Below are 20,972 nucleotides of genomic sequence, written 5' to 3'. Positions count from 1 at the left end.
GCTCAACCGCGTCGGCGGTCGTGCCGCCAAAGGACTTCCTGCTGACCATCGGCACGCGCCAGCACGCGCGCCAACACGAACAACAGGTCGGACAAGCGGTTGAGGTAGCCGATCGCCTCGCTGCGCACCGCTTCCTGGCGCGACAGCGCCACGGTCTCGCGTTCGGCCCGGCGCACGATGGTGCGGGCCAGATGGCAGCGCGCGGCGGCCTCGCCACCGGCCGGCAGGATGAATTCCTGCAGCGCGGGCAGCGTCTGGTTGAAGGCGTCCAGCTGCGTCTCCAGCGCCTGGATGTCGGCCGCATCGATGGCCGCGTGGCCGGGGATGCAGAGCTCGCCGCCGAGGTCGAACAACTGGTGCTGCACGGTGGTCAGCAGTGCGGCGATCGGCTCCGGCACGCCGGGGGCGGCCAGCAGCACGCCGATGGCCGAATTGGCTTCATCCACGGTGCCGTAGGCATTGACGCGCAACGCATCCTTGCCGGTTCGGCTGCCATCGCCCAGGCCGGTGCTGCCGTCGTCGCCGGTCCGTGTATAGATACGAGAGAGTCGGTTGCCCATGGCTTAGCCGGCGTAGGGCTAGCGACGCGGCGCGGACAGGCGCTCGGCAGCCACCTGGATCACCGCGGCTGCCGCCACGTACAGCGCGCCACTGCGCAGATAGGGCCCCAGCCAGTCGGTGTAATTCTTGAACCAGCCGGCCACGGTCGGTTCGGCCACGCTGGAGCTGATCCAGTAGAAGCTACCCTGGGCGATCAGCTGGCACAGCGCCGCAGCGATCAGCAGGGCGGGCACCAGCCGCGCCAGCGCGCTCCACTGAGCGCCGTGGTAGTGCCGGCGCAGCCATACGCCGCCGGCCCATAGCGCGAAATACGCCGGGATCAGGCACCAGTACGCCGGCGACACGCAGTAGTGCTGCCAGAAGCTCAGGCCCTGCCCGGTGATCACCAGCCAGTCCACCGCCACGGCCAGCAGCATCAGCAGCGGAAATGCCAGCTTGGTACGCGCAGCCAGATGGAATCCGCCGATGAAGAACACCGCCCAGGACGCATCCGGAACCGGCGCGAAGTGATTGATCCGGGTGGCCGCCATCAAGGCGGCGAGCAGACTCAGAATCAGGGTGTCGTGCGAGCGAGAAGTCATGCGCGAAGCGGGCCGGATCGCAGGCCCTGGAGTGTAGCGTGGAAGTGGTGCTGCTCGCGGCTTGGGCAACGGCAGCCGCACAACGATTGTGCAGTGGCCAAGCGGGCGTGGCCGGCGCCGGTATCGGCCTGCACCACGCCTGCACCGGCGTTCTTTTGAGTGCGCCGTCCACGCCCGCCTGGCACTGCGCGCCACGTCTTGCCGGCCGCCGCATGGGTTCGGGGATCGCGTGAAGCGCTGCGGTGCGTGCGAGCCATGCAAGGCGCAGGTGGCAGCGGGCGCGGCAAAGATGTCCCGCCCTGCGGCGGCAAACGCGCAGGGGGCGAAGGCTTATCATGTGGGAATGACACATTCCCATGACGTCCTGATCGTTGGCGGCGGCCTGGTCGGCTCCAGCCTTGCGATTGCGCTGGACCGCCTCGGCCTGGATGTCGGGCTGGTGGAGGCCACCCCGGCCGGCGTGCCGCCGGCGGTGTTTGATCAACGCAACCTCAGTTTCGCCGCGGCCACCGTGAACGCGCTGGGCGCGCTCGGGGTGATGGCCAAGCTGCGCAGCCCGCCCGGGCCGATCCGGCGCATCCATGTCAGCCGCGCCGGGGACTTCGGACGCGTGCAACTGGACGCGGCCGATTATGGCCGCGACGCCTTCGGCCAGGTGGTGGTGGCACGCGACTTCGGCGATGCCTTGCAAACGCGTCTGGACGAACTGACCCATCTGCGACGTTACCGGCCTGCGCGGTGCATCGGCATAGAGCCGGTGCAGGACGACCTGCGCGCGGTGCGCCTGGCCACCGATGCGGGCGAGCAACGTGTGCAGGCCAAACTGGTGGTCGGCGCCGACGGCAGCCATAGCGCGGTGCGCGAGCTGCTGCATATCGGTGCCGATGCCCACGATTTCCTGCAGACCCTGTTCGTGGCGCGCGTGCGTGCGTCACGACCGCCCGATGGCACGGCCTGGGAGCGCTTTGGCGAACATGGGCCAACCGCGCTGTTGCCACGCGGCGACCGCCATTACGGCGCGATCCATTGCGTGGCGCGGGCCGAGGCCGAGACCGTGGCCGCACTCGATGACGCCGGCTGGCTGGCCCGTCTGCAGCGCGCAGCCGGCTGGCGTGCCGGGCGCTTGGTCGCCACCGGCGAGCGCAGTGCCTATCCGCTGGTGCAGGTGCTGGCCAACAGCCTCATCGCCGAACGCGTGGTGCTGCTGGGCAATGCCGCGCAGACGCTGCATCCGATCGGCGCGCAGGGCTTCAATCTGGGGTTGCGCGATGCGCTGACGCTGGCGGAATTGATTGAGCACGATCGCAGCGATGTCGGTGCCGGCGCGTTGCTGGCCGAGTATCTGGCGCGGCGGCGGGTGGACCGCGAGCACACCATCGGGTTTTCCAGCGGTCTGGCCCGGCTCACCGGCAACCCGGCACCGTTGCTGCGGCCGTTGCGTAGCCTGGGCTTGTTTGCGACGTCGCAGGCGGCCCCGCTGCAATCGATGCTGGTGGGCGGTGCCATGGGTTTCCGAGGCGATGTGCCGCAACTGTGCCGGAGCCGCGGATGAGCCGGAGCAGCACGCGTGATGCGGTGATCGTCGGCGGTGGCGTTGTCGGCGCCGCCTGCGCGCTGGCGTTGAACGATGCCGGCCTGCGCGTTGCCCTGGTCGAAGGGCGCGAGCCTGCACGCTGGCGCGCCGATCAACCCGATCTGCGTGTCTATGCCTTCGCCGCCGACAACGCCGCGTTGCTCGACGGCCTGGGCGTGTGGAATGCGGTGCGTGCCGCCCGCGTGCAACCTTATCGGCGCATGCGGGTCTGGGATGCGGGCGGAGGTGGCGAGCTGGGCTTCGACGCCGACACCCTGGGGCGCGAGCAATTGGGCTGGATCATCGAAAACGACGTGCTGGTGGACCGCTTGTGGGGCACCGTGCATGCGGCCGGTATCGACGTGCATTGTCCGGCACGCGTGGTCGAGCTGGAGCAGGATGCCAACAGCGTGCGCCTTCGCCTGGACGATGGCAGCCGGCTGGAAGCGGCAATGGCCATTGCCGCCGATGGTGCAGCGTCCACCCTGCGTGAACTCGTCGGGCTGCCGGTCTCCCGCCATGCCTACGCGCAGCGCGGCGTGGTTGCCTTCGTGGAAACCGAGCACCCGCATGAGGCCACCGCCTGGCAGCGTTTCCTGACGACCGGGCCGCTGGCCTTCCTGCCGTTCGCCGATGGCCGCAGTTCGATCGTGTGGACCTTGCCCGATGCCGACGCCGAGCGCGTGCTGGCGCTGGACGATGCCACGTTCTCGCGGGAGTTGACCCAGGCCTTCGCTGCGCGCCTGGGCGAGGTACGCGTGGCGTCGGCACGCACCGCCTTCCCGCTGCAACGCCAGTTGGTGCAGCAGTACGTCAGCGACCGCGTGCTGACCCTGGGCGATGCCGCGCATGTGGTGCATCCGCTGGCCGGGCAGGGCGTCAACCTGGGCCTGCGCGATGTGGCCGCGTTGCGGCAGAGCGTGCGCGAGGCGATGGCCAAGCGTGCGGATTGGGCCGCGCCGCATCGCCTGCAGCGCTGGGCGCGCACCCGGCGCAGCGAGAACACCGTTGCCGCCTACGGCTTCGATGCGATCAACACGGTGTTTTCCAACGACGACATGCACCTGACCTTGTTGCGCGGATCGGTGCTTGGCTTGGCCGGCAAGTTGCCGCCGTTGGTCGATGTGCTGTGGAAGCGCGCCTCCGGCGGCGCGTGAGCCAAGCACGAGAGCGGCCTAACCCGCGGAGGCGGCTTTTAGTGGCGTCTTGATATGCATTAATTGTTATATCAAAGGCCGCAGTTTCCATACGACGGGCGTGGCCGGCGTGGCTACAGTCGTGTCATGACCTCGTCCGCTCACTCTTCGTCCAAACCGGTATTGCTGCTGTTGTGCGGCTTGCTGTGCGACGCCGCCATCTGGCAACCGCAGCGCACCGCGCTGCGTGATCTGGCCGATGTGCAGGTGATGGATTTCGCCGGCTTCGACAGCATCACGCAGATGGCCGCGCATGCATTGGCCGTTGCGCCGCCGCAATTTGCCCTGGCCGGGCATTCGATGGGCGGGCGGGTCGCGCTGGAAATCATGCGCTAGGCGCCCGCGCGCGTGCTGCGGCTGGCCTTGCTGGATACAGGCATCGCACCGCGCCGCGACGGCGAGCGCGAAGAACGGCTTGCGTTGGTACGACTGGCGCACGCCTAGGGGATGCAGGCGCTGGCGCAGCGCTGGTTGCCGCCGATGCTGCACCCCGATCACCAAGCCGATGGCGAATTGATGGATGGCTTGATGGCCATGGTGCAGCGGCAAAGCGCGCAAAGTTTTGCCGGGCAGACCAACGCCTTGCTGGAACGCCCCGATGCGGCGCCGGTGCTCGCGCACATCACATGCCCTACGTTGTTGAGAGTCGGGCGACAAGACGCGTGGAGCCCGTTGGCGCGGCATCAGGACATGGAGCGACACATTCCGCAGGCGCGGCTGGCCATCTTCGAACACTGCGGTCACATGGCGCCGGTGGAAGCACCTGCCGCCGTCAGCGACGCGCTGCGCGACTGGTTGCAGGCCGCGTGATGGCGCGCCCGCCCAACGCGTGGTACGACGTGGCCGCTGCTGCCGAAACACGCAGTCCGCCGGGTATCGAGATTGCGTTGGTGACGCTTGAGGAGCGCTGCATGCACGAAGACGTCTCGATCATCATTGCCTGCGAGCAAGCGATCCGCCGGTTCGCCCTCTACAACGATCGCCATGATCATGCCGGCCTCGCCGCATTGTTCACCGACGATGGTGTGTTTGCCCGCCCCAGTGCGCCGGATGCGCCCGTGCGTGGGCGCGAGGCCATCTTGCAGTCGTTTCGTGAACGCGCGCCGCGCACCACGTGCCACCTGATGCTCAATACCTTGGTCAGCGTCCAGTCGCACACGCTGGCGCACGCGCACAGCCACGTCCTGCTTTACACCGCCGGCGATACCTCCGCAGCGCCGCCGTGGACGGCGCAATCGCCGGCATTGCTGGGCAGCTTCGAGGATGTGCTGGTGCTTCAACAAGGGCGCTGGTTGTTCCAGCAACGGCTCGGGTCGCTGCTGCTGCGGGTCGGCACCGGCTGAGTCAGCGCATCCGGGCTACAGGCAACACCTGATGGCGCATGCCGCGTGCCGCCGTCTTGCAGTTCCGCTTTCTCCCCCTCCCCGTCGCGTCGCATCGCAGTCATCCATTTCTTTTGCATGGGAGATTCGCCTAGTGGAACGCGTCCGTTCGTCTGCTCATTGTGGTTCGGTGTTGCCGCGTGCATTGTCGCGTCGGCAACTTGCATTGATCATCGTTGCCTTGCTGGCCGCAGCGTCGCCAGCGGCGTGGGCGCAGGCCGTGCCGGGAACCGCGGCGCCACCCCAAGGCATCAATTTGGGGGCACCAGCTTCCTCGATGGCTTCGGTTCCATGAAGCCCGGATGGACGGCCATCGAGTATCTGCGGTACTACGATTTCGATGCAATCAAAACTGCCAACGGCGACAATTCGCCAGCGTTCCGCGACCCCAAGGTTGGCGTCAGCGTCGCGTTGACTCAGCTCATCTACGTCAAGCCCTACACCTGGAAAGGCGGTTCGTTGAGCTTCAATGCGATCGTGCCGCTGGTCAATTACGATACCTCCGTCGCTGCCGATAGCCCGGTGCGCTTGAGCAGCAATGGCTTCGGTATGGGCGATATCTCGTTCGGGCCGGCGCTGCAGATGCCACCGGTGATGCGCGATGGCCGGGTATTCTTCTTCCAGCGATTTGCCATCGACGCCTTCGCGCCCGTGGGCAAGTTCGGTCGCGATATCGCCATCAACCAGAGCACCGGTTTCTGGTAGGTCGCACCGCATTGGGCCTTCACCGTGCAACCCAGCGATAGTTGGGAAATCAGCGGGCGGCTGAATTATCTCTACAACTTCCGCACCAACCGCGCAGGTGGCGTGCCGCCGATTCCCGGGTTCCGCTTTCGCAATGGCCAGGCCGGGGATGTGCTCTGGGCGAACTTCGCCAGCTCGGTCAAGCTCACCGAACAGCTGCGTGTGGGCATCAATGGGTATTACCTGCAGCAGTTGAAGAACAACCGCACCAACGACCAGAGCGTCCCCGACAGCAAGCGCAGGCAGTTCTATGTTGGCCCTGGGTGGTCCTGGCGGTTCGACGCAAAGAACCTTCTCAACTTCAATGTTTACCTCCCTATCGAGGTGGAGAACTCGGTGGCAGGCAATAGCTACAATCTGATGATTGTGCACTCGCTGTAACGCGTGCCGATCATATCTCCTACATTGCCGGCGCAGCCGGGCCGGCGTGTGGGATGGAGCTGGTGCGATGTGCCGAGCGGATCGGCTTGCGCTGTGCACTCCGCGTCATCCATCAAGATGCGGCACCGCACGTGCAATGGGACCAACCGCCGCAACACGTGCTTCTCAGATTTCCATGCTGTGCCGTTGCATGTTGGCATGTTCGCGGAACAGCAATTCCGCGCGAGCGCCATCGCGTTGTTCGATGGCCGAGACGATCGCGCCGTGTTGCCTGTGTCCGTAAAACAGATCGTCGTAGGCAAGCGCGGCAGTGCGTTGGCCGAACACGACGTTGACCGGACTGACGAACGGCACCAATGTGCAGCGCTCCACGGTTTCGGTCAGGATCGGCTTGTTGGCCGCCTCCACGATGGCGCGGTGGAAACGGGCATTCATTGCGCCATACGCCTGCTCATCGTCGGCACAGCGATTGCGGCTGGCCAGGATGCGGTCGCCTTCGCCCAGGCAGGCGTACAAGGTGGCGAGCAACTCGGCGGGGGCGCCCTGCTCGGCGACGGTGCGCGCGGCCATGCCTTCCATCATTGCGCGCACCGCCAGTGCATCCAGGCTTTCCTGCTGGCTGAAGCGCCGCACGGCGTAACCACGGTTGCCAGCCTGCACCAGCAAGCCTTCCTAGCATAACGCCGGCAGCGCCTGACGGATCGGCGTGCGCGAAATCGCCAGGCGCTCGGCCAGCGCCGCCTCGGTGACGCGCTCGCCCGGCGCGAAGGTGCCGCACAGGATCAATTCGCGTAGCTGCTGAATCGCTTGCAATTGGTGGTTGTTCGCCATTGGCCCCATTCTCTCGCGCCATACCGCAGCGCACGTTCCTTCGACAGGGAAAACTTGCAATTAACTTGTATAAAAAACCTTGCGGATGAGATCGCTTGATGGCAACTTGGATCCCAAGGATACCGTTTTGTGATCGAGAGTCGTTGGTCGTCCTTTGTTGGGATCCATTGCGTTGCAGATCCCCAATCACCCACTGATGCGCGTCTGCCCTGACCAGGGCCCGGCCCGCGTCGCAGGAGCGCAACATGGCAAGCATCATCGGCGGTATCGGAACCTCGCACGTTCCCACCATCGGGGTGGCCTACGACAAGGGCAAGCAGCAGGACCCGGTGTGGAAGCCGTTGTTCGACGGCTACTCGCCAGTGGCCGCGTGGCTGGCCGAGCAACAGGCCGACGTGCTGGTGTTCTTCTACAACGACCACTGCACGACGTTCTTCTTCGATCTGTATCCCACCTTCGCGCTGGGCGTGGGCGAGCGCTTTCCAGTTGCCGACGAAGGTGCGGGGCTGCGCAATCTGCCGCCGATTCGCGGCGACGTGCAGTTGCAGGCGCATATCGCCGAATGCCTGGTCAATGACGAATTCGACCTGACCGTGTTTCAGGACAAGCCGATCGACCATGGCTGCGCGGCGCCGCTGCCGCTGCTATGGCCGCATGTGCCGGACTGGCCGGGCACGGTGGTGCCGATCGCCATCAACGTGCTGCAGTACCCGCTGCCGACGGCGCGGCGCTGCTATCGCCTGGGCCAGTCGGTGCGCCGCGCGATCGAATCGTATCCGGAAGATCTTCGGGTGGTGGTGGTGGGCACCGGTGGGCTATCGCACCAGATCCATGGCGAGCGCACCGGGTTCAACAACACAGAGTGGGACATGGAATTTCTGGACCGGTTCCAGCATGCGCCCGAGACCCTCACCGATCTCACCCACACCGATTACGTGCGCCTGGGCGGTGCGGAGAGCGTGGAGCAGATCATGTGGCTGGCGATGCGCGGCGCGCTGGATGGGCCGATCCGCAAGCTGCATCAGAACTACTACCTGATGACCACCACCGCGATGACCGTGGTGCTGTACGAGCCGGGCGAAGAAGCCGCCGATGCGCCGCGTTCGGCCGAGCTGCTTGCGCGCACGGCCGCTGCGGCTTGAGGAACTGCTGATGAATCCGCAAACCCATGGCATGGAGCAGATCGGCGGCACGTACCTGTTCGATCTGCGTACCAGCAATCGTGCGCTGCGCCTCAATCGGTTTTTCTGGCACATGATCCGCGCTCCGTGGCGCGATCGTTTCTTGCAGGATGCAGAAGTTTTGATGCAGGAAGCCGAACTCACCGAGCAGGAGAAGACGCTGATCCGTGCGCGCGACTGGCTGGGCCTGGTGCAATACGGCGCCAACTTCTTCGTCATCGAAAAATTCGCGCGCGTGGTGCGCATGACCAATCTGCAGGTCTACGCAATCATGCGCGGCGAATCGTTCGAGGACTTCATGCAGACGCGGCGTGTGCCCCATGCGCGCTGAGCTGGACGTATTGGCCGTGCGCCGCATCGTCGCGTTACCCGACTTCCCAACGTAAGGCCCACCCCCATGACAATGTCCTCTGTGTTCTTCGAACATCGCATCAAGGTGCGGCACCTGCGTGTCATCGAGGCGCTGGACCGACAGAAAAGCCTGTTGCGCGCCTCACGCGTCTTGAATGTCACCCAGCCGGCGCTCACGCGCGCCTTGCAGGAGATAGAAGAGATCGTCGGTGCGCCGTTGTTCGAGCGCCACTCACGCGGCGTGCGCCCCAACGCGATGGGCGAGGTGCTGGTGCAGACTGCGCATGTGGTGCTGGGCCAGCTACGACGCGCGCAGGACACCTTCGAAGGGCTGCTGCAGGACGATGCGCTTACGATCACCGTGGGTGCCTTGCCGGTGGCGGCCAGCGGTTTGCTGCCGGCGGTACTGGCCGCGTTGTATCGCACCGAACCCACGCTGCGGGTGCGCCTGCTGCACGGCCGCACCGATGAGCTGTTGCCCAAGCTGGCCGGTAACGAGATCGATCTGGTGGTCGGGCGGCTGTATCCACTCGCCCGCTACGACGCACTGATTCGCAAGGTGCTGTACCAGGACCCGATTGCGCTGGTGGCGCGCAGCGACCACCCGCTGTTTGCCAATGGGCCGGTGCGCGTTGCCGAAGCGGTGGCGTACCGGCAGGTGCTGCCGACCCTGAGCCAGCATGTCGAACGCGACGTGGCGCAGGTCATGCGCGAGCATGGTCTTGCAACGCGCGACCAATTGCGTTCCAGTTCGGCCAGTTTCACGCGCGAAATCCTGCTCGGTACCGACAGCATTGCGGTGATGCCGAGCATGATGGTGGCCGGCGACATCGCACGCGGCGAGTTGCGTGCCTTCCAGCTGCAGCAGCCCTCGCAGGCGCGCGCAGGCGGGGTGATCTATCGCGATAGCAGCGCAATCCACAAGCCCGGCGTGCGCTTGCTGATGCGCGAGCTGGAGCACCAGCTGGCCCTCATGGCCGAACAGGGCGCAGTGTGGGTGGACGACCGCGTTGGCGAGGACGATGTGTTGCTGGATGCGTCTGCGTGATCGCCTAAGGCCGGCGCAACGCGCGGTGCTTTGCCGTTCACGCTGAACTGCATCAGCGCTCAACGGGTGTCGAGCGCGGCTGCAGACAGTGAGTCGTGCGCAGCGCCCCAGCAACGGGCAGCCCAGGCTGCCCGTTGTGCCGTTCGCGGTGCACATTCGCGTTCGATGGGACGGCACATCAGGTGTCACTGGCCAGGGTGTCCTTCAAGCGCGCTTTCTGCAGTTTGCCGGTTGCTGTGCGCGGCAAAGCGTCCACCAGCCGCAGATGCTTGGGCACCTTGTACTTGGCCAGCCGTGCGGTCAGGTAGTTGCGGATCTCCTCCAGGTCCGGTGCCGCAGCGGCCGGCACGATCGCCAGATAGCCCACCTCGCCCCATTGCGGGTCGGCCAGGCCGACCACCGCGCACTCACGGATGTCCGGATGGTCTGCGAGCAACGCTTCAATCTCTGCCGGATACACGTTCTCGCCGCCGGAAATGAACATGTCCTTCTTGCGGTCGACGACCCAGAAGAAGCCGTCGGCATCGCGCTGCACGATATCGCCGGTTCGGAACCAGCCTTGACCATCGAGCACGTCGGCGCTTGCCTGCGGATCGCTCCAGTAACCGGGGCTGAGGTTGGGGCCGCGCAAGAGCAATTCACCGGGAACGCCCACGGGGCAGTCTTTGCCGTTGTCGTCGACCACGCGCGTCTGCACCGATGGCATTGCGATACCGGCCGCGCCCAGCTTGTTGCGGATCACATCGCAGTCCACCGACATGCCGAACACCGTGCCGGCTTCGCTCATGCCGAAGCCGCAGACCATCGGGATGCCATCGTCCAGCCAGCCAAGCAGATCGTCGCTGGCGTGCGGCGCGCCGCCGCTGACCAATGCGGTGAGATGGCGCAGCGCTGCCGCATCGAAGCCGGGCTGATGGCGAAATGCCTGCATCATCTGCGGCACGCCGACGTAATGCGTGATTCCCAGCGATGGGTCGGCAAGCCAGCCCAACGAGCGTTTGGGCTCGAAGCCATTGGAGACCTGGATCGAACCGCCCACCGCCAACGCCGAGCGCACATTGGTGACCAGGCCGATGATGTGAAACATCGGCGCTTCGCACAGGAAGCTGCTGCGTGCGTCCACGCGCGTGGTGACGCCGAAGTTGTGCGCAGCGTGCTGCAGGTTCTGCTCGCTCAGCATCACGCCCTTGGGCTGACCTGAGGTGCCGGAGGTAAACAGGATCAGGCTTACACGATCCGGCGGAATCGATGGCGTGTCGGCAGGTTCCAGCGCATCGGCACTCGCGATAAAGCCTGCCAGGGCTTCCACATCCGTGCGTCCGGCAGCGACATCGTCGCCCAGTAACACGCGTGGCTCTGCGCGTTGCAGCAGCGCATCGAGCTCGCTGTCGCTCAACCGCCAGTTGAGCGGTACATAGATCGCGCCGACCCGCCCGCACGCAAAGTGCAGGGCCACCTGCCACACCGAATTGCGCGCCAGCACCGCCAGCCGCTCGCCATCGACGCAGCCACGTCGGCGCAGCAAGGCCGCCAGGCGGCCCACCAACGCGTCCAGCTCGGCGTACGTCCATTCCAGGCCCAGCACCAGATCGCGTGCGGCGAGCTGTTGCGGCGAGAGACGGGCGTGGAAAGCGATCGAGTCGGTCGGCATGGCCATGGCGCGGTCTTCTGGAAGAGTGGGAAGTGACGGGGTGTGAGTGCGGCTGCTGCGTGCGAAAGGTTGAGACGTCGCGGAAAACGTGGTGCGCGAATGGCGGGTGCAGCCACACGCATGTCGGCGCACAGCAGGAAAGCAGAGTGCAATCGGTTGGTGGCGTGCATGCCAATACGCAGGCATGCGCGCGTTCTTTCGGCTATGCGCTAGCTCAGGTAGACGGTCTTGGTTTCGAGGAAGGCATGCAGGCCTTCGATACCGCCTTCGCGGCCGATGCCCGAGTGCTTGAAGCCACCGAATGGCATGCTGATATCGACCCACATGCCGTTGATCGCATGACTGCCGCTGCGCACGCGGCGCGCGATGCGATAGGCGCATTCGGCGTCTTCGCTGTAGATGGTGCCGTGCAGACCGTAGTCGCTGGCATTGGCCTTGGCGATGAGGTCGGCTTCGTCGTAGTAGTCGATGAAGCTCACCACCGGTCCGAAGATTTCCTCGCGCGCAATGGTCATGTCCGGCGTCACCTCGGCAAACACCGTCGGTTCGACGAAGAAGCCGCGCGACAGGTGTGCCGGGCGGCCTCCACCCATGACCAGGCGTGCGCCCTCGGCCTTGCCTTTGGCGATGTAGGACTGCACACGTTCGAGCTGCCGGCCCAGGGCCAACGGGCCCATGCCGGTGTCTGCCGCAAACGGGTCGCCCAGTTTCACTGCGCTCAATGCCGCGCAATACGCCTGCAGAATCTCTTCGCGGCGCTGCGCCGGCAGCAGGACGCGCGTCAGCGAGAAGCACACCTGTCCGGCGACCGGCATGGAGTAGGGCACCAAGGTGGGTAGCACCTTGGCGAGGTCGGCATCTTCAAGCACGATCGCTGCCGATTTGCCGCCCAGCTCCAGGCCAACCCGCGCCAGGCGCTCGGCGCAGGCGATGCCGATCGAGCGGCGGGCCTGGGTGGAGCCGGTGAAGCTGACCTTGTCCACGTGCGGGTGGCGGATCAATTGCTCGCCCACCTCGCGGCCGGCGGGGAGCAGGTTGAACACGCCATCGGGCACGCCGGCGGCGCTGATGCACTCGGCCAGGACGTAGGCATCGATCGGCGTTTCCGGCGAGGGCTTGGCCACCACCGTGCAACCGGCAGCCAGCGCGGCGGCGACCTTGTAGCACAGCAATACCAGCGGCGCGTTCCAGGGCGTGATTGCGGCGACCACGCCGACCACGCCGACCGGCTCCTGCACCCCATGCACGCGGCCACCGTTGGGGCGCACTCGCGGTTCGACGAATGCGTGGGTGGCAATCAGATCGGCGTAGTAGTCGAATAAGTCTGGCGCGTGCTGCGAGGCGCGCTTGCTGAAGCCGATGGTGGCGCCCATCTGGCCGGTCCATGCTTCGGCCAGCTCGGGAATGCGTGCGCGCAAGTGCTCGGCCACCCGCTTGAGCACCACGCTGCGCTCTTGCGGGGAAAGCTGCGGCCAGGGACCGTTGTCGAATGCGCTGCGTGCAGCGGCGATGGCCGCTTCGGTATCTGCGTACGAGGGTTCGGTGTAGCACAGCAGCCGTTCTTCGCTGTGCGGCGCGATCACATCGACAGTACGATCGCCGGTGCTTGCGCGCCATTGCCCATCAAGGAACAGGCCCAGCGGACCTTGCGCGGCGATTCCGCGCAGCGTTTCGGATAAGGCTTCCATACTCCCTCCTCGGTGCAGAAAACCACTGGTAGCGCCAGCGATGCACGCACAAGGCGCACCGCTTCGGACGCGTTAGGACGCGCTTACGCTCGGTGTTTGCTCAGGTCGTACTCGCCTAGGCCGGGCTTGTAGCTCTTCTCGTCGATGAACTGACGGATACCTTCCTTGCGGGCGTTGTTGTCGAACGAGTTGGCCGCTTCCTGCATGCGCACCAGGTAATCTTCGGCTTCGTCGTAGGTCATGGTGCCGACGCGACGTACCGCATCCTTGGCGTACTTGAGCGCGACCGGGTTCTTGCGCAGCAGCAGTTCGGCCACTTCGCGGGTGCGGGCTTCCAGGCGTTCCAACGGCACGCTTTCGTTGACCAGGCGCCATTCGGCAGCCTTCTTGCCATCCACCATTTCGCCGGTCAGCGTCATCCACATCGCATCGCGCATGGACAGCAGTTCCACCGCGACCTTGGTGACGCCACCACCGGGCAGGATGCCCCAGTTGATTTCCGACAGGCCAAATTGCGCCTCATCGGCGGCAATCGCCAGGTCGCAGGCAAACAGCGGGCCGAAGCCGCCACCGAAACACCAGCCGTTGACCATGGCAATGGTCGGTTTCTGAAACCAGCGCAGGCGGCGGAACCAGCCATACGATTCGCGCTGCGAGCGCCGCACGCCACGCAGACCTTGCGCTTCGGTTTCGCGGAAATATTCCTTCAGGTCCATGCCCGCCGACCAGGCGGTGCCTTCGCCGCCGAGCACCAGCACGCCGACGTTGTCGTCGAACTCCAGCTCGTCCAGCACCTCCATCATGCGGCGGTTGAGCGCCGGGCTCATCGCGTTGCGCTTGTCGGGGCGAGCGAACTTCACCCAGGCGATGCGGTTTTCGATGCGAACCGATACCACGTCATGCTCGTTCAAGCGTCGTCTCCTTCGAGTCGTGAGAGTGCTGATGTGCTGATGTGTTGATGTGTTGATGGGCTTAAAGTGCTTCGGCCAGCGCGGTATCTGGCGCGCCGGCGCGCTCCAGTGCCGCGCTGGCGTTCAACTTGCAGAGCAGGCGTAGCAGGGTCTGTCGCTCGCTGGCCTGCAGGCCGGTGCAGGTGCGTTCGCCCGCGCGCGCCAGGCAGCCCTGTGCAACCAACAGCGTGCGCTCCCCCGCGTCGGTCAGGTACAGGCCCTTGCTGCGGCGGTCGCGGCCGGCCAGGCGTTCGATCAGGCCTTGCTCGGCCAGCGCATTGGCGATCTTCATGCCGGCGGCGCGGTTGACCAGCATACGGTTGCCCAGCTCGGTCTGGTCGCAGCCGGGTTGGTCACGGATGTGGATCAACGCGGTCACGCGCGCCGGGCTGAGCTTTAGCTCGGCCAATTCCTGGCGTGCGGCATGGCTGGAGGCCAGGGCGGCGAGTTGCAGCTGGTAGCCAAGGTCGGCGGCAAGTGAAAGGCGAGCAGTCATCAATCCGTCCATATTGTATCCGTTAAATACAATCTAACCGACCGGAGCGGGCCCTGCAAGAGGGGCGATGGCATGACGCGAAGCGCAGTGCGCGGTTGCGTAGTACAGCCGCGCCTGCCGTACGACGATCAGCGAATCAGCCAGCCGGCCAGCTGTTCGCGGATCAGATAGCCGCTGTGACGGGTGTCGAGCGCGTCGAATTCATCGGCCAGGGCAGGGTTGGCTTGCGCCTCCGCACGGCTGATGCGGCCATCGCCATCGGTATCCATGGCGTCAAAATCGATGCGGTAGCTGCCGACCACGCTGCTGGGCTGGATCGAACGCACGATCACGCTGGATTCGCCGCGCGGGCGCTCCAGTTCGGTTTGATGGGTGACCTCGCCGCTGGAGAGCGGCTGGGTGCGGATGGCACTGGGCACGTCGATCAGCGGCATGCTGCTGGCCGGCGTGGGCGCCTGTTGCGCCTGTGCGGCAGTGCAGAGCAATAGCGTGGAGACGAGTGTGGCAATACGGCGAGTGGTCATCAGATCCCCCTGATGCGGAACAGCCCACAAGCATAGAGCCTGGCGGCCTGTTGCGCTGCGCGTGCCGGTGGCGCGGCGTTTGGCAATGCAGATGCGTTGTTCGAGTGTCATCGCGGGCGAACATGCCGTGCACGATGCTGCGTCGTGGCCATGAGCGAGCCCTGCGCATTGCATCGCGCAGGGCTCTGGTTAGCGCCACTCAGCCGGGGATGAAGGGGAACACGATCTTCAGCAGCCCCTTCAGGCCGCCCTCGGCCGTGCTTGTCACCGCCTTGGCACCCAGGCTGTTGAGTGCGCGGCGCACGTCGTCCCAGCGCACCTGCGCAATGTCCTTCTTGAGCAGATCCGACACCTCTTCTGCGGTGGGCGTGAGCTTCTGCAGTGCGCGCACGGTGGCTTGCGGATCCGGTTGCAGGTAGCCCCAGCGCTCGGCGATTTTCAACAGCGTGTCGAAGCGCACCGCGACCACTTCGCGGTTGCGTTCGTACACCGGCAGCGCACCGACATCCAGAATGGCTTGTTCGAACTGTTGCGCATCGTCGGGGTGTTCGATGCGTAGCGCCAAAAAGCCTTCCTTGCGGCTGCGTTCGCTGACGTGCTTTGCGCCTGAGCGCAAATTGTCTTCGGTAAGCACGTTGGCAACGATCCGCTGCATCGCGGCGTCGCCTTCTTCGGGCACCAGCGAGCGCCAACGCGCATAGCCATCGCGCCGCAGTGCCTTGACCTTGGCCGAGGTCACCCGCAACTGCAATGCGACCGCTGCGTTGGAGCTGTTGCGCGAGATGGCGCCATCGCGTTCGAGCAGCACGAAGATCAACAATTCCAGGTCACGCTTGGTCAGCGACTGAAACCCCTGCAACAGGGTCAGGCGCAGAAATTCGCTGCCGAAGGCGGCCGCGTCCTTCAATTCGATCGGTTGCATGGGGAGTCCTCCACAGGTGACCTGCAGGATGCCAGGACGCCGTTGCGTGGCCTGAGAACCAATGCGACGCACACGCCAGTTTCAGTGTCCGGTTTCGCGCCCGCGACGATCAGACCTGAACGTTTCAACTGCGCCCCGGTCCTGCAAGGTGACAAACACCTGTTTGCCATCGGCGCCGCCGAAGGCCACGTTACTGGCCTTGCGACCTTTCAATGCAACCGTGCGCAGCAGCTTGCCCTGCGGCGACACCACTGCAATTTGCCCGGCACCATAGCGGGCGATGTAAAGATTGCCGTCGGTATCGCAGCGCATGCCGTCCATACCGAAATCGGGAAAGCTGATCAGCAGCCGTTTGTTGCGCAGGCTGCCATCGTCGGCCCGGTCGTATACCCAGATCTTGCGCGACATGCTTTCGTTGACATACAGCTGCTTGCCGTCGGGGCTGACATCCAGGCCGTTTGGCGTGGTCATCCCTGCTTCCAGCAACCGCACTGCGCCGTCGCGGCTGATGTGCCACAAGCGCCCGCTGTTGTCCTTCCAGCTCGGGTCGCTGGCGTAGAAGCTGCCATCGGGGGCCAGCGCCAGATCGTTGGGGCCATCTGCCTTGGGCAACGCCGCGAACGTGCTCACCGCGCGCGTTTGCATGTTCACCCGCAGGATCTGGTGGCCTGTGTAATCGGCGACATACATGGTGCCGTCGCGAAAGCGGATGCCATTGCCGGTGCTGCCCGCGGGCAAGGTGACGAACACCTCGGCACGTGCGCTGCCGTCTGCCTGCAGCGCGATGCGCGCAATGGTGCCGTCCTTGCCCAGGTTCACCGCGTACAGTGCACCGTCCGGACCAGTCGCCGGGCCTTCGGCATTGTGTGTGAATGCGCCATCGCCGATCAGGTCGCGCGCTACGAAGGGTGTGTCTGCAGCGATGGCGAGCGAACTGGACAACAGCAACGCCAGCGCCAAACAGCGAAGATGGGCAGCGAGGGTCATGCGCAATGCTCCGGATGTGATTGCCAGCAGTGTGCCAGAACGTGCAGTGCGAACATGGCGGTGATCACACACGATCAAGTAAGGTGCGCGAGCAGTACGCCCACACTCGCGAGGAGGTTTGCATGTCCGTGGAATCGATCACACGTCGCCGCTTGCTTGCCGCTTTTGGCAGTGCAGGCATCCTGCTCGCTGCACCGACGTGGGCATTGCCGAAGAAAAAGCCCGGAAAACCGCTCAATGTCGCGTTGGTCGGGTTGGGCAGTTATGCCAGCGAACAGCTCGCGCCCGGACTGGCACTGACCAGGCATTGCAAGCTCGCCGGGATCGTCACCGGCACGCCTTCGAAGATTCCGCAGTGGCAGTTCAAGTACGGTATCGCCGACCGCAATGTCTACAACTACGAGAACTTCGATCGCATCGCCGACAACGACGACATCGATGTGGTGTACATCGTCACGCCCACGCATCTGCATGCGCCACTGACCCTGCGTGCGGCTGCCGCAGGCAAGCACGTGTGGTGCGAAAAGCCGATGGCGATGCATGCCGGTGAATGCGAGGCCATGATTGCTGCCTGCAAACGCCACAAGGTGGCGCTGACGATCGGCTACCGCATGCAGCACGAGCCCAACACGCGGCGCGTGATTGCGATGGCCAGCGAGAAACCGTTCGGCGCGATGCAGCGCGTGCGTGCCGAGGCCGGGTACAACGGCTATCGAGGCACCGCCAAGGCCGCCCGCCCGTGGCGGCTGCGTTCGCAGTTCGGCGGCGGTGCGATGTACGACATGGGGGTGTATCCACTCAATGCCGCCCGCTACACGACCGGCGCCGAGCCGCTGGCAGTGACGGCCAAGCGCTGGACCGACCGGCCGGATCTGTTCGATGAAGTGGACGAGCACATGGACTTCACCCTGGAGTTTCCCAATGCGGTGCGTGCCGAGTGCAAGACCAGCTTCGGCAAGAACATGAATGAGCTGCGTGCCGAATGTGAGCGCGGCTGGTACGAGTTGTCGCCGTTCCAGAGCTATCAGGGCGTGACCGGCAAGGCCAGCGATGGGCGCGTGTTCGACGCCAAGGTGCCGCATCAGCAGGCGCTGCAGATGGACGAAGATGCGCTGGCGATCATGAACGGCACACCATTGCGCGCGCCGGGCGAAGAAGGCCTGCGCGACATCCGCATCGTCGATGCGATCTACCGCTCGGTGCGCGAGGGCAGCAAGCGCATCGTGCTGTAAGACTGGCCTGCTCCTTCGATTGGCAGAGTGCGGGCGCTGCATGCGCTGAGCAAGTGGGTTGGCTCAGCGCGGTCTACAAGATGCAGTGCCGATGCGTTGTATTGCGCTTGGTAAGCGCTGCTGCGCGCTCGTGGCTGACCACCAGCGCCTGCTACGCGGGTGAAATGCCCCAGTCAGGCGTGGAAGGGAACTTGGGCCTAGACCACGACGGATTGCATCGGCTATCGATCGAATGATCGAAACTCTTGGTGATACTCAGCGCTGCACCAACTCCGCGCCACCCCCCCGCTTTTACGACTCCCGATTCCCGATTCCCAGCGCTCACTCCCGCATCGCCAGCACCGTGATCTCCTCGCGATCGTGATAGAGCTGCTTGGCGCGCACGATCAACGATTTTTCTGCCTGGTGCTCGAACAGGTCCAGGCACAAGCGGGTCTCGTCCCAGCGTTTTTTCATCGGCAGCTTGAGGTTGAAGATGGTGTTGCGGCACCAGCCTTCGCGCACCCAGGTGGCCATGCGTTCGGCCACGCGGCGCGGTTGCTCGACCATGTCGCAGACCATCCAGTCCAGCGATTGCGCGGGCTTCCAGTGAAAGCCATCGGCACGCAGGTGTTCTACCAGCCCGGTCGCCAGTACATGCTCGCGCAGCGGGCCGTTGTCCACGCTGGTAACGTGCACGTGCTGCCGCGTCAGTACCCAGGTCCAGCCGCCGGGCGCAGCGCCCAGATCGGCCGCGCGCATGCCCGGCTTGACCAGTACGTCGCGTTCTTCGGGCGTGAGCAGCGTCAGCAAGGCTTCGTCGAGCTTGAGAGCAGAGCGCGAGGGCGCTTCCGGCAGCAATTTCAGGCGTGGAATGCCCAGTGGCCATGGCGCGCTGTCGGTGCTGTCGGCCACCGCAAGCAAGGCGTGGTCGCCGTCGAGAAAACAGACGTGCAATCGCGGCAGGCGCAACTGCGGCTTGTCGGTGAGCAGGCCGGCCTTGCGCAGGGCCGGGCGTAGCGCATTGCCGAAGCTGCGCGCCAGGCCAGCCAGCGGCTTGCCCGCATCCGAATCCGGGTGTTCCACCCACAGATCGCCAAAGCGCGGCTGTCCCTGCAGCGCGGCCAGGATCGGCGTGATGCGGTCCTTGGGGTCGATGCCCTTCAGTTCGGCAATCACCACCAGCTTTTGCCGGGCGAAGATCAACGCGCGCCACTGCAGTTTTGCTGCAAGTTGCGCGGCTTCGTCGCAGACGAACAGCACATAGCCATCGTTGCGTTGGGTACGCGCGTGACCGGCGATGCCGACGAATGCGGCGCGCGCACTCAGTTCTGCGGCCAGCTCAGGTTCGAAACCCTGCCGGCAATAGCACAGCAGGCCGCTCATCGCTGCACCTGCCCGGCGCCCATTGCGCCCGCGACATCAATAATGGTCACCGCCGCCCTCGCCGTAGTTGCGCAGCACGGCACACGCCTGGTCGCGCAGCACGTCGCGCACCACCTCGATGCCGCGGCGGCTCAGTTCACCCACCCAGTCGGCCGGCAACGGGCCTTCGTCGAATTGCGTCAGCGCCATCACGTCGTCGGTGCGCGCGCCGATCAGCAGGCGGTCGATGCCGGCCCACACGGTGGCGCCGTAGCACTGGCAGCACGGCTGCGCGGAGGTGGCCAGCGTCACCGGCGACAGCACATCGTTCAAGCGCGGTGTCTGCAGGCGCTGCTGCGCGAGCATGTAGGCCATGTTTTCGGCATGCGCCAGCGAGGTGGTTTGCGGCACCACGCGGTTCACTGCGGCGGCGATGATGCGGTGGTCCGGGCCGAACACCACCGCGCCAAACGGGCCGCCGCTGCGCTCGCGCACATTCATCCGTGACAGCTCGATCGCCAGGGCCACCTTGTCCTCATCGCCGGGATAGGCGCGGCTGTCGTCGACATGCGCGTGGATCCAGTCGGGCAGGGTGAGGTGGACGTGCGCGTAAAGCATCAGTGGACCGTTTCTGTAGGGGGAGTGGCGGGGCGCAGTGTATCGGCCTGCGCGTCCTTTGCGGCACATTGACCGGCCACGCACTGGCAGGCGCTGATCTGGCGGAAGCCGCACACGCTCATCATGCCGCTGGCCTGGCATTGCGCCAGTACGCCTTTGGGGTCGGTGGCGCTGTTGACGTTGACGCAGGCCGGAAACGCACCGCAACAGTTGCCGACATTCTTCACCGTGCAATCGGCATCGGTGCGGCAGGTGGTGGTGACGATGACCGCTTTGCCGGTTGCCGGGCCGCTTGTCGAGCCGGCAACCGGAGGCGGCGTGGCGGTATCGGCCGGTGGGGCGGCCACGCAGCCAATCGACCCAAGACAGGCCAGCAGCAACAGCATGCTCAGACATCGAGACAAAAGACGGGACATGCGGCCGCTCCGATCAGGATAGGTGAGCGGCCATGGTAAGCCCCGGATGCGCGGAATGTGGCGCGCGCTGGATCAGCTACGAAACCCCGCGATCCAGGTCTTGCGCGCGTTGGGGCGAATGACGCGAGCGACGGCGTCGCATGTGACCGAAATACGCCAGCAGTCTTAGGGCAACGCTGATCAAGCCCCGTTCCCGCGTTTCGCGGGAGGTTGGATGCACATAGACGATGGGGCGCGTAGATCGCTTTGCCCATTCAGGGCAATCCCGGTGATCGAGGCCTCTGTTGGGAGGCCTCTGTGCTTCATGTGGGCAAC

20 protein-coding genes and 3 pseudogenes are annotated in these 20,972 nt (G+C 65.2%); 10 read left to right on the top strand and 13 right to left on the bottom strand.

Features of this window, described 5'->3' with window-relative positions; genetic code table 11:
- Positions 1 to 2: 2 nt before the first annotated feature.
- Both XAXN_RS01715 and XAXN_RS01710 read right to left on the bottom strand, forming a co-directional pair.
- The gene (locus XAXN_RS01715) at positions 3 to 560 is read right to left on the bottom strand and encodes a cob(I)yrinic acid a,c-diamide adenosyltransferase (RefSeq protein WP_054318259.1); all 558 of its coding nucleotides are present in this window, start codon (positions 558 to 560) and stop codon (positions 3 to 5) included.
- 18 nt (positions 561 to 578) lie between these two features.
- On the bottom strand, positions 579 to 1,142 hold the full coding sequence (locus XAXN_RS01710; protein WP_054318258.1) for a hypothetical protein: 564 nt from the start codon (positions 1,140 to 1,142) through the stop codon (positions 579 to 581).
- A 38-nt stretch (positions 1,143 to 1,180) separates the two neighbouring features.
- Between XAXN_RS01710 and XAXN_RS22885 the strand changes: the two genes are divergently transcribed.
- The 6 genes and pseudogenes from XAXN_RS22885 (at position 1,181) to XAXN_RS01680 (ending at position 6,418) form a co-directional block, all read left to right on the top strand.
- A complete protein-coding gene (locus XAXN_RS22885) occupies positions 1,181 to 1,375 on the top strand; it encodes a hypothetical protein (protein ID WP_241148102.1) in 195 nt (64 codons plus the stop codon).
- Positions 1,376 to 1,485: 110 nt separating this feature from the next.
- Entirely contained in the window at positions 1,486 to 2,694 is a 1,209-nt protein-coding gene (ubiH, locus tag XAXN_RS01705; protein WP_054318257.1) for a 2-octaprenyl-6-methoxyphenyl hydroxylase, read from the top strand.
- Positions 2,691 to 3,872, top strand: a complete 1,182-nt coding sequence (locus XAXN_RS01700; protein ID WP_054318256.1) for a UbiH/UbiF family hydroxylase — start codon at positions 2,691 to 2,693, stop codon at positions 3,870 to 3,872. Before ubiH ends, XAXN_RS01700 begins: the two co-directional genes overlap by 4 nt.
- A gap of 126 nt (positions 3,873 to 3,998) precedes the next feature.
- Positions 3,999 to 4,721: pseudogene (locus tag XAXN_RS22880) on the top strand (alpha/beta fold hydrolase).
- Entirely contained in the window at positions 4,721 to 5,254 is a 534-nt protein-coding gene (locus XAXN_RS01685) for a nuclear transport factor 2 family protein (protein WP_054318254.1), read from the top strand. The pseudogene XAXN_RS22880 and the gene XAXN_RS01685 overlap by 1 nt, the downstream one beginning before the upstream one ends.
- 133 nt (positions 5,255 to 5,387) lie before the next feature.
- Positions 5,388 to 6,418: pseudogene (locus XAXN_RS01680) on the top strand (SphA family protein).
- 165 nt (positions 6,419 to 6,583) lie between these two features.
- On the opposite strand, the pseudogene XAXN_RS01675 reads toward XAXN_RS01680, so the two are convergent.
- Positions 6,584 to 7,258: pseudogene (locus XAXN_RS01675) on the bottom strand (GntR family transcriptional regulator).
- Between the two features lie 236 nt (positions 7,259 to 7,494).
- On the opposite strand from XAXN_RS01675, the gene XAXN_RS01670 reads away from it, so the two are divergent.
- The 3 genes from XAXN_RS01670 to XAXN_RS01660 all read left to right on the top strand — a co-directional run bounded on the left by XAXN_RS01670 (position 7,495) and on the right by XAXN_RS01660 (position 9,829).
- A complete protein-coding gene (locus XAXN_RS01670; RefSeq protein WP_054318253.1) occupies positions 7,495 to 8,391 on the top strand; it encodes a gallate dioxygenase in 897 nt (298 codons plus the stop codon).
- A gap of 10 nt (positions 8,392 to 8,401) precedes the next feature.
- Positions 8,402 to 8,761, top strand: coding sequence for a protocatechuate 3,4-dioxygenase (locus tag XAXN_RS01665; protein WP_054318266.1), 360 nt, complete (start codon positions 8,402 to 8,404; stop codon positions 8,759 to 8,761).
- Positions 8,762 to 8,827: 66 nt separating this feature from the next.
- Positions 8,828 to 9,829: a LysR substrate-binding domain-containing protein gene (locus tag XAXN_RS01660; protein ID WP_042821384.1), complete on the top strand. Its 1,002-nt coding sequence runs from the start codon at positions 8,828 to 8,830 to the stop codon at positions 9,827 to 9,829.
- 178 nt (positions 9,830 to 10,007) lie between these two features.
- Here the strand turns inward: XAXN_RS01660 and XAXN_RS01655 are convergent, their stop codons facing one another.
- The 7 genes from XAXN_RS01655 to XAXN_RS01625 form a co-directional block, all read right to left on the bottom strand.
- Positions 10,008 to 11,486, bottom strand: coding sequence for an AMP-binding protein (locus tag XAXN_RS01655; RefSeq protein ID WP_054318252.1), 1,479 nt, complete (start codon positions 11,484 to 11,486; stop codon positions 10,008 to 10,010).
- A gap of 203 nt (positions 11,487 to 11,689) precedes the next feature.
- Positions 11,690 to 13,168, bottom strand: a complete 1,479-nt coding sequence (locus tag XAXN_RS01650; protein WP_054318251.1) for an aldehyde dehydrogenase — start codon at positions 13,166 to 13,168, stop codon at positions 11,690 to 11,692.
- Positions 13,169 to 13,251: 83 nt separating this feature from the next.
- Positions 13,252 to 14,079, bottom strand: coding sequence for a p-hydroxycinnamoyl CoA hydratase/lyase (locus tag XAXN_RS01645; RefSeq protein WP_042821387.1), 828 nt, complete (start codon positions 14,077 to 14,079; stop codon positions 13,252 to 13,254).
- 61 nt (positions 14,080 to 14,140) lie between these two features.
- Entirely contained in the window at positions 14,141 to 14,614 is a 474-nt protein-coding gene (locus tag XAXN_RS01640; protein ID WP_054318265.1) for a MarR family winged helix-turn-helix transcriptional regulator, read from the bottom strand.
- 128 nt (positions 14,615 to 14,742) lie between these two features.
- Entirely contained in the window at positions 14,743 to 15,138 is a 396-nt protein-coding gene (locus XAXN_RS01635; RefSeq protein WP_042824601.1) for an EF-hand domain-containing protein, read from the bottom strand.
- 199 nt (positions 15,139 to 15,337) lie between these two features.
- The gene (locus tag XAXN_RS01630; protein ID WP_054318250.1) at positions 15,338 to 16,060 is read right to left on the bottom strand and encodes a hypothetical protein; all 723 of its coding nucleotides are present in this window, start codon (positions 16,058 to 16,060) and stop codon (positions 15,338 to 15,340) included.
- 81 nt (positions 16,061 to 16,141) lie between these two features.
- Positions 16,142 to 17,047 carry an SMP-30/gluconolactonase/LRE family protein gene (locus XAXN_RS01625; RefSeq protein WP_054318249.1) on the bottom strand — a complete coding sequence of 302 codons (906 nt, stop codon included), beginning with the start codon at positions 17,045 to 17,047 and terminating at the stop codon, positions 16,142 to 16,144.
- Between the two features lie 122 nt (positions 17,048 to 17,169).
- Here XAXN_RS01625 and XAXN_RS01620 point away from each other — a divergent pair, with 122 nt between their 5' ends.
- The gene (locus XAXN_RS01620; protein WP_054318248.1) at positions 17,170 to 18,279 is read left to right on the top strand and encodes a Gfo/Idh/MocA family protein; all 1,110 of its coding nucleotides are present in this window, start codon (positions 17,170 to 17,172) and stop codon (positions 18,277 to 18,279) included.
- 321 nt (positions 18,280 to 18,600) lie between these two features.
- Here the strand turns inward: XAXN_RS01620 and rlmM are convergent, their stop codons facing one another.
- Genes rlmM through XAXN_RS01605 form a run of 3 tightly spaced genes read right to left on the bottom strand, consistent with a single transcriptional unit; the run spans position 18,601 to position 20,621 of the window.
- Entirely contained in the window at positions 18,601 to 19,644 is a 1,044-nt protein-coding gene (rlmM, locus tag XAXN_RS01615) for a 23S rRNA (cytidine(2498)-2'-O)-methyltransferase RlmM (RefSeq protein ID WP_054318247.1), read from the bottom strand.
- Between the two features lie 36 nt (positions 19,645 to 19,680).
- Positions 19,681 to 20,241, bottom strand: coding sequence for a nucleoside deaminase (locus tag XAXN_RS01610; protein ID WP_042821392.1), 561 nt, complete (start codon positions 20,239 to 20,241; stop codon positions 19,681 to 19,683).
- On the bottom strand, positions 20,241 to 20,621 hold the full coding sequence (locus XAXN_RS01605) for a hypothetical protein (protein WP_042824602.1): 381 nt from the start codon (positions 20,619 to 20,621) through the stop codon (positions 20,241 to 20,243). Before XAXN_RS01605 ends, XAXN_RS01610 begins: the two co-directional genes overlap by 1 nt.
- Positions 20,622 to 20,972 lie beyond the last annotated feature (351 nt).

The organism is Xanthomonas axonopodis, from assembly GCF_001304695.1.
Lineage (GTDB): Bacteria > Pseudomonadota > Gammaproteobacteria > Xanthomonadales > Xanthomonadaceae > Xanthomonas > Xanthomonas axonopodis.
The sequence above is the reverse complement of the archived record's forward strand: the minus strand, read 5'-3'. Positions and strand labels throughout refer to the sequence as shown.

Excerpts from the sequence above, each read along its gene's own strand:
- XAXN_RS01640 (WP_054318265.1), bottom strand. The coding sequence starts at position 14,614 with ATGACTGCTCGCCTTTCACTTGCCGCCGACCTTGGCTACCAGCTGCAA.
- XAXN_RS01710 (WP_054318258.1), bottom strand. The coding sequence starts at position 1,142 with ATGACTTCTCGCTCGCACGACACCCTGATTCTGAGTCTGCTCGCCGCC.
- XAXN_RS01635 (WP_042824601.1), bottom strand. The coding sequence starts at position 15,138 with ATGACCACTCGCCGTATTGCCACACTCGTCTCCACGCTATTGCTCTGC.
- XAXN_RS01700 (WP_054318256.1), top strand. The coding sequence starts at position 2,691 with ATGAGCCGGAGCAGCACGCGTGATGCGGTGATCGTCGGCGGTGGCGTT.
- XAXN_RS01665 (WP_054318266.1), top strand. The coding sequence starts at position 8,402 with ATGAATCCGCAAACCCATGGCATGGAGCAGATCGGCGGCACGTACCTG.
- XAXN_RS01620 (WP_054318248.1), top strand. The coding sequence starts at position 17,170 with ATGTCCGTGGAATCGATCACACGTCGCCGCTTGCTTGCCGCTTTTGGC.
- XAXN_RS01610 (WP_042821392.1), bottom strand. The coding sequence starts at position 20,241 with ATGCTTTACGCGCACGTCCACCTCACCCTGCCCGACTGGATCCACGCG.
- ubiH (WP_054318257.1), top strand. The coding sequence starts at position 1,486 with ATGACACATTCCCATGACGTCCTGATCGTTGGCGGCGGCCTGGTCGGC.
- XAXN_RS01655 (WP_054318252.1), bottom strand. The coding sequence starts at position 11,486 with ATGGCCATGCCGACCGACTCGATCGCTTTCCACGCCCGTCTCTCGCCG.
- XAXN_RS01715 (WP_054318259.1), bottom strand. The coding sequence starts at position 560 with ATGGGCAACCGACTCTCTCGTATCTATACACGGACCGGCGACGACGGC.
- XAXN_RS01660 (WP_042821384.1), top strand. The coding sequence starts at position 8,828 with ATGACAATGTCCTCTGTGTTCTTCGAACATCGCATCAAGGTGCGGCAC.
- XAXN_RS01650 (WP_054318251.1), bottom strand. The coding sequence starts at position 13,168 with ATGGAAGCCTTATCCGAAACGCTGCGCGGAATCGCCGCGCAAGGTCCG.
- XAXN_RS01685 (WP_054318254.1), top strand. The coding sequence starts at position 4,721 with ATGGCGCGCCCGCCCAACGCGTGGTACGACGTGGCCGCTGCTGCCGAA.
- XAXN_RS01625 (WP_054318249.1), bottom strand. The coding sequence starts at position 17,047 with ATGACCCTCGCTGCCCATCTTCGCTGTTTGGCGCTGGCGTTGCTGTTG.
- XAXN_RS01630 (WP_054318250.1), bottom strand. The coding sequence starts at position 16,060 with ATGCAACCGATCGAATTGAAGGACGCGGCCGCCTTCGGCAGCGAATTT.
- rlmM (WP_054318247.1), bottom strand. The coding sequence starts at position 19,644 with ATGAGCGGCCTGCTGTGCTATTGCCGGCAGGGTTTCGAACCTGAGCTG.
- XAXN_RS01670 (WP_054318253.1), top strand. The coding sequence starts at position 7,495 with ATGGCAAGCATCATCGGCGGTATCGGAACCTCGCACGTTCCCACCATC.